The sequence below is a fragment of the Synechococcus sp. J7-Johnson genome (assembly GCF_024345795.1).
GTDB lineage: Bacteria > Cyanobacteriota > Cyanobacteriia > PCC-6307 > Cyanobiaceae > Regnicoccus_A.
In genome coordinates this window covers 37,899-43,898 of sequence record NZ_JAGQBU010000023.1, presented here as the reverse complement: position 1 = coordinate 43,898, position 6,000 = coordinate 37,899, and the positions used below count along the sequence as shown (strand labels likewise).

At 65.2% G+C, this 6,000-nt stretch carries 9 protein-coding genes and 1 pseudogene; 6 read left to right on the top strand and 4 right to left on the bottom strand.

The features are described from left to right. The 4 genes and pseudogenes from KBY93_RS11640 to KBY93_RS11625 all read left to right on the top strand — a co-directional run. Window positions 1-212, top strand: a pseudogene (locus KBY93_RS11640) (IS630 family transposase); the annotation flags it as partial. A gap of 22 nt (window positions 213-234) precedes the next feature. Further along, on the top strand, window positions 235-579 hold the full coding sequence (locus tag KBY93_RS11635) for an AAA family ATPase (protein ID WP_255094572.1): 345 nt from the start codon (window positions 235-237) through the stop codon (window positions 577-579). A 6-nt stretch (window positions 580-585) separates the two neighbouring features. Continuing rightward, window positions 586-1,020: a helicase RepA family protein gene (locus KBY93_RS11630; RefSeq protein ID WP_255094571.1), complete on the top strand. Its 435-nt coding sequence runs from the start codon at window positions 586-588 to the stop codon at window positions 1,018-1,020. Then, the gene (locus tag KBY93_RS11625; RefSeq protein WP_255094570.1) at window positions 1,014-1,250 is read left to right on the top strand and encodes a hypothetical protein; all 237 of its coding nucleotides are present in this window, start codon (window positions 1,014-1,016) and stop codon (window positions 1,248-1,250) included. The genes KBY93_RS11630 and KBY93_RS11625 overlap by 7 nt, the downstream gene beginning before the upstream one ends. A gap of 672 nt (window positions 1,251-1,922) precedes the next feature. Here the strand turns inward: KBY93_RS11625 and KBY93_RS11620 are convergent. After that, complete coding sequence (locus tag KBY93_RS11620; protein ID WP_255094569.1) at window positions 1,923-2,222, bottom strand: hypothetical protein; 300 nt, start codon at window positions 2,220-2,222, stop codon at window positions 1,923-1,925. 269 nt (window positions 2,223-2,491) lie between these two features. Then, on the bottom strand, window positions 2,492-2,596 hold the full coding sequence (psaM, locus tag KBY93_RS11615; RefSeq protein WP_094554455.1) for a photosystem I reaction center subunit XII: 105 nt from the start codon (window positions 2,594-2,596) through the stop codon (window positions 2,492-2,494). A gap of 89 nt (window positions 2,597-2,685) precedes the next feature. On the opposite strand from psaM, the gene KBY93_RS11610 reads away from it, so the two are divergent. Further along, window positions 2,686-3,177, top strand: a complete 492-nt coding sequence (locus KBY93_RS11610) for a CRR6 family NdhI maturation factor (RefSeq protein ID WP_094554594.1) — start codon at window positions 2,686-2,688, stop codon at window positions 3,175-3,177. On the opposite strand, the gene KBY93_RS11605 is transcribed toward KBY93_RS11610, so the two are convergent. Beyond that, window positions 3,158-3,958 (bottom strand): sulfite exporter TauE/SafE family protein, encoded by an 801-nt coding sequence (locus KBY93_RS11605; protein WP_255094567.1) that lies wholly within the window; start codon window positions 3,956-3,958, stop codon window positions 3,158-3,160. The genes KBY93_RS11610 and KBY93_RS11605 overlap by 20 nt on opposite strands. Here KBY93_RS11605 and KBY93_RS11600 point away from each other — a divergent pair. Further along, entirely contained in the window at window positions 3,946-4,707 is a 762-nt protein-coding gene (locus KBY93_RS11600) for a lipoyl protein ligase domain-containing protein (RefSeq protein WP_255094566.1), read from the top strand. The two genes, KBY93_RS11605 and KBY93_RS11600, sit on opposite strands and share 13 nt — an antisense overlap. Before the next feature lie 21 nt (window positions 4,708-4,728). On the opposite strand, the gene KBY93_RS11595 is transcribed toward KBY93_RS11600, so the two are convergent. Then, a complete protein-coding gene (locus KBY93_RS11595; protein ID WP_255094565.1) occupies window positions 4,729-5,955 on the bottom strand; it encodes a site-2 protease family protein in 1,227 nt (408 codons plus the stop codon). Window positions 5,956-6,000: the final 45 nt, after the last annotated feature.

Sequence of the window (6,000 nt, the reverse complement as noted above, 5' to 3'; positions counted from 1 at the left end):
TCAACCAGGTGGAGCGCTGGTTTGGGATCATCACCCAGCGGGCCATCCGCCGGGGCAGTTTCTCCAGCGTCAAGGGGTTGATCGCCAGGATCGAGCAGTTCGTGGCGGCTTACAACAAGACCAAGGCCCCGTTCAACTGGACCGCCACAGCGGATTCAATCCTGGAGAAGCTCCAGCGACTTTGCTCGCAAATCTCCGGGACAACACACTAGCAAGACTGCTTATGCCAGCCGGTTGCCGATCCTCAGGGCAGAGGCCGAGGCCCTCGACCTAACGATTCGCGATCAGGAGCTGCAGGCGCTCCTCACCGCTGCACGTCGCGCCACAACCGGCTCAGATCAGCCGGTCTTGCCAGGCCAGTGGCTTGATGTGACGCCAACCCCATGGCTCTGGGATGGCCTCGTAATGCTTGGCCGCCTGAACCTGATGATCGCCCTCCCGAAGCAAGGGAAGACCTCCCTGCTGCTGGTCTGGATCGCTGCTCACCACCGCAACGAGCCTGCATTCCTGGATCGCACACTGCATGGCCCCTGCCCTGAGGTGCTGGTGATCGGCACCGATCAGGGGGGCAACGACTGAGGCCAGATGCTCGTGCAAGCTGGCTTGGCGGAGCGGCAGGGGAGCAGGGTCCGTATCGGCGCCCCGCTTCACCTGGACCCCGAGGGAATCGACCGGATCGCCGCCTATGCGCAGCAGCGTCCCGGCCTGCTGATCGTGATCGACTCCCTCTCCGCCTGCGTCGCCCCCTTGGGCCTCAAGGAGGAGTCCCCGCAGATCGCGGAACCGATCCACCACCTCATGCAGCAGGTGGAACCCCACGGCGCCACCGTGGTTCTGATCCACTACGCCGGAAAGGGTAGGGCAGGGGAAGGCGCTTCCCAGGCATCCAGAGGATCCACCGCCGTGCCTGCGGTGGCGTCTCCCAGACAATCAAGCTCGCCCCCGCTTCCGCCAGCCACAACGACCCGCGCAAGCTGCTCACCACCGAAGGCAGGGGAGGCGCACCGCAGGCGTTGGTGATCCAAAGGGATGAGGGCACATGGAACTACCACGGCACCGCCGAGATGCTGGAGAAGGAGCAGGACGCCGCCGACGGCCGTAAGGGTCTGAACGATCGCCAGGCCGACACCCTCGACCTGGTGCGCGAGCGGTGGGAAGACCGGATGGAGCGCACCGCGGCCGCCGACGTGGTGGAGGGCCTCGCGCTAACAGGGAAGGATCCCGCCATCACGGCGCTCAAGACCCTTTAGCAGCTGGAGCGGAGGGGACTCCTCGGCAGCGTCCAGCCCCTTCAGTCCAAGCGGGTTGGAGGGAGGCCCGCCTACGAGTTCTGGCCGGTTTCTGCCGCATCGCCTCGCGCACGCACGCACGGGGGCCAACGAACCATCGGCAGAAACGGCAAAAACGGCAGAAACCTCCCTCGCGCCTGAGGGCCGGAAAGGTTCAGATCAGTGTCCTGTAGGGGCCCGGGGTTTCTGCACTTTCTGCCGTTTCTGCCGGTCATTCGGTGGAGATAAGGAAAGTGGCAGAAACCCCCCTTCGTTATCACAACGAACAATTCCAGCCACTGAATTCGCCTGGCACGCGCCCGCCATGGCACTGGAGCATCCCGACTGGCTGCCGGAGCAGATCGCCACCGCCCTGGGACCGGACTTCGCGCACGTTAACGGACGGAAGGTGAAGGCGTTCCTCGCTGATGGAGCCGAGACGTGATGGCCCCATCCCCCGACCACATCCACATCGCCCGGCGCTGCCGGTTGCACCCATAACCCGCCGCATACTCCGCCCATATCCATGCGGCAGCGATCGGCCCAGCACTCCACAGCCACCATGGCGCCACCGCTTCGCCTGGGCCTTCGGCAGAGGATTGAGTGTCAACATCATCAGCACAGGCGTCAACAACTTGGTATGAACAGCTGAGCTCAGCGCTGAACCTGGGCCGGCAGTGGTTGGGTGCTGATCAAGGGTCTGCCGGACGCGGCCGTGCCAGGCCTGGCTTCGGCTGGTTCATTCCAGACAACCCGCAGTCGGTTGGGAGCGATCCACTGATCCTGTTCGCGGATCAACTGTTGCTCACCAGTGGTGACGAAGAGTTGATCGAAACGCTTCTGAGCCTTCTGTAATTTGGCTTTCTCGATCTGAAGGATTGCACTCAGTTCATCATGCTGGTTTAACCGCTGCTGGTAGGCAGCAGCTAAATGGACCAGGCTGAGGCCCGCCAAGAGAGTCACACCCAGCTTGACGCTGAGGCCAATCACGCTGCAAAGCAATTCCTGCCGATCGATCGATCCCTGGTGAATTGAAACCACAGTCGCTGCACTGACGGGTAGTGCGGCGGCGGGCCGGGATGCTGGCCGTCGCCCGGATGCCGTCTGACGCTTCGGGGCGGATACGGGCCTGAGCTGCTGCGCGGCGGACAAGGGGGGGGAAGGAGAAGATCTTGCCCGCTTCTAGCAGTTCAGGCCATACATGCCAAGGGCGAGCCCTCGATTCAGGCCCGGTAAAGGCTGACGCAGAGACGAATCGCCAGAACGCCGGCATGTGCGGCGACCACCAGGGCGATCAGAACCTCTGCCTGGGTGAGTGTTGTGACCATGGACAACGAAGGGGTACAGGTGTCGCCACCATTGTTCGGCTCCCTTCTGCCCGGTGTCACAGGATGGCATCGTGCTGTCACAGCTCTTGATGGCTCAACCTCCTTCCAGTCTTTCTGTTTCCGCCGAGAGCGTCCGCGCTCTTGATCTTTCGCCGCTTCAACCCTGGGGCGCGTGCGCTCCAGCTGATCTACTCGCGTGTGCTGGAGCTTTGGGCCTCGACTTTGACTGGCCCCTTCAGCCAGGCGATCCACGCGAGCTCTCAGAACTGCCTGAACTGCGCCTGTGGAGTCTGAGGGCCGATGCGCTTAACCCCTGGCTACCGCTGGTGCTCGACCGCAGCAGCGGCCAGCTTTGCCGCCACGTCGCCATGCTTCTGCCCCATCGCTTCAGCCGCAATGAGGGGATCCGTTTTGCGCCGGAGAGCCTCGAGCTCTGGATCACCCACCGTTTCTTCCTGCTGGATCACTGGAGCAATGAGCGAGGCCTGAATTGCCGTCAGGGGCTCGCTCAGATGGCCGCGGTGCTGGGTTTCGAGCTCGATCCCAGCTTCTGGGAGCCGATCAGCCGATCAGCAGGCTGAAGGCCCGCCGGCCGCTGTCGAGGGCCAACAGGCCAGTGAGCCCCCGCAGCAGCTGAACCAGGACGGTCTCTGGAACTCTCTCCAGTCGTGCCGCCGACCAGCGGGCCGCCACTGAGGCCGATCCCCCCAGGATGAGGGCAATGTCCCCCTGGGCCTTCGCGCCGATCAGGAAGATCACCGACGCTGCCGACGCGGAGCACAACACGGCCAGGGTGCTCAGGCGGATGGACTCACGCACGGGCAATCGCAGGCACCTGATCATGAGGGGAACCATCAGCAGGCCGCCACCCACCCCCAGCAGCCCTCCGGCAAGCCCGGCGACGCTGCCCACCAGTGCCAGAGCCGGCAGCAACGCCGGGCCTGGAGACGGTTCCGTCTCATGGTCCTGGCGAGGAGAGATCGTCAGAGTCAGGGTCAAGTACATCAGGGCCTGCAGGCCCAGCAGCTGCCAGCCGCTGAGCAGTCCCCCCAGTCGGCTGAACAGCAGCCCGCTCAAGGCGGCACTCAGGCCGATGGTCAGGCCCATCGCAGGCAACACACGACCCTGGCGCAGATGCACCCAGGTTCCCCCCAGTGTGGTGGGCACGATCGCCAGGGTGCTGGTGGCCAAGGCCTGATGGGGCGCGAGGCCCACCATTAGCAGCATCGGTGCGAACACCAGACCGCCGCCGATGCCCAGCAGACCCGAGAGCAGCCCAGCCACCACACCGAGGGGCACCAGCACCAGCAGATCGCTGAGCATGATCGGGAATGAGTGGCGGCCGTACGGTGGCACCAGCATCCTCTGCTGACACCCCTTTCCCGTCGAGCTGGCGCTGGATCCCACCCCTCTGCCTGCGCGGCGACTGGCAGATGGCCATCGACGACTGGCTGCTGGATCAGCTGCCGCTCAAGCCAGGGCAGGGAGTCGTGCGCCTTTACAGCTGGAGCACACCGACTTTGTCGCTCGGCCACCACCAGAAGGCCATCGACCCGGCCTGGAGAAGCGCGACCCGACAAGGCCGACTGGCCCTGGTGCGCCGGCCAAGCGGCGGTGGCGCCGTGCTCCATGCCGGCTGCCTCACCTATGCCCTGCTCTGGCCCAATCCTCCCCGCCAGCGCCAGCAGGCCTACGTCTTGGTAGCCGCCTGGCTGGCTCAGGCTTTGGCGCGCCTGGGGCTGGAGCTCATTCCTGGCCAGGACGAGACCACGGCGCCGGCCTCCAACTGTTTCGCCAGCAGCACCTCCGCTGATCTGGTGGGCATCGATCGCCAGAAGCGGGTGGGCAGTGCCCAGCTCTGGCGCAAGCGCCAGTTGCTGCAGCACGGCAGCGTGCTGGTCGACCCTCCGGCTGCCCTGTGGCAGGAGTTGTTCGGTTCGCCCCTTGAGGCTCCAGCAACAGCTCCAGGGCTGTCTGAGGCTGCTTTGGAGCGCCAGCTGCGGCTTGCGGCGATCAGGAATCTGGGGGGAGGACCGCTGTTGGTTGAGCCACTGAGGCCAGAGGAATGGGCGGCAGTCGATCGCCGCCGCTTCAGGTTTCGTCTCTCTTGAGGAACGGCAAGAAAATGAGGGTCAACCCTCGCCGCTCTCGGCGATCCCCCGGGCCACCTGGGCCAGGGCCAGACCAAGCGGGTAAGTGCCCTGGCGCCGGGCGGCCTCCAGCAATGGCGGCGGCAGCCGCAACCCCAGGCGGGCCAGCACCACTTCAGAGAGTTCCGGGCGCTCCAGGGTGCCGGATGGCAGGCCCGCCGAACCCAGCACCAGCAGTCGATCGACGCCTGGCTCGTCCAGCTGCAGGGCGGCCTGCCAGAGCGGCGCATCGTGCTGGATGCTCGGGAGGGTGTTCAGGGGCTGAATGTGGTCCAGCACCCGCTCCTGATCCCAGCGCTGAACAGGCAGATTCTGCAGGGGGTCATCGCCGATCACCCCTTTCCAGCGCCCCCGCTCGCAGACGAGAACCCAGTCGGGATTGCCATCGCTGTCATCCCGCCGCATCCGAGAAAGCTCGCGTAGCGGCGCATCGCCCTCCAGGACCCGAAACCGGCGACGGGAGGCCTCACTGACCTTGAGGTCCTTGAGGGCCTTCTGCAGGGCCAGCAGCTGGATCTGGTTTCTGGAAGCGCCCAGCCCGAACCACCCGAGCATGATCAGCCAGAAGGCCCCAAGCCCGCCTCCCCGCAGCAGCAGCAGGGTGCCCATGCCCACTGCCATCAGCGAGAGGAAGCGACCCATGGCGGCAGCAACCTGCACGCCGCGCCGTTGACTGCCAGTCCACTGCCAGACCAGCGCCTTGACGATCAATCCACCGTCAAGCGGCAAGCCGGGGAGCAGGTTGAACAGGGCAAGTACCAGGTTGAGGGTGCCGAGCTGGCTGACCATTTCACCCAGCAACGGTGAGACATGGGCCACGGCATGGCTGCCACCGAGAAAAAGACCGGCCAGCAGCAGGCTGACCAGGGGGCCGGCTGCAGCCACCTGCAGGGCCGCCATCGCTGTGCTGCATTCCTTCTCGACACTGGCCACACCGCCCAGCAGAAACAGAGTGATGCTGCGCACTTTCACCCCATGGGCGATGGCCACCAGGGAGTGGCCCAGCTCATGCAGCAGCACAGAAACAAACAGCAGCAGCGCTGTTCCCAGCGCCAGCAGCCAGAGGCTGGCACTGGAGGCCTGTCCCGCCAGCTGAATGCCGTATTGCTGCTCAAAGCCCAGGGTGGCGAGCAGCAGGATCACGAACCAACTCGGGTGGATGCGCAGCGGGATGCCGCCGATCTTGAGGAGCTGCCAACCTTCACCCACCTGGTTCCCTCCTGCCGATGCCCAGGCAGATCCTGGGCGGTGTTG

What these genes read in the sequence shown, in the direction of transcription:
- KBY93_RS11630 (WP_255094571.1), top strand. Translation starts at nt 586, where the DNA reads ATGCTCGTGCAAGCTGGCTTGGCGGAGCGGCAGGGGAGCAGGGTCCGT.
- psaM (WP_094554455.1), bottom strand. Translation starts at nt 2,596, where the DNA reads ATGGTCACAACACTCACCCAGGCAGAGGTTCTGATCGCCCTGGTGGTC.
- KBY93_RS11610 (WP_094554594.1), top strand. Translation starts at nt 2,686, where the DNA reads ATGGCTCAACCTCCTTCCAGTCTTTCTGTTTCCGCCGAGAGCGTCCGC.
- KBY93_RS11605 (WP_255094567.1), bottom strand. Translation starts at nt 3,958, where the DNA reads ATGCTGGTGCCACCGTACGGCCGCCACTCATTCCCGATCATGCTCAGC.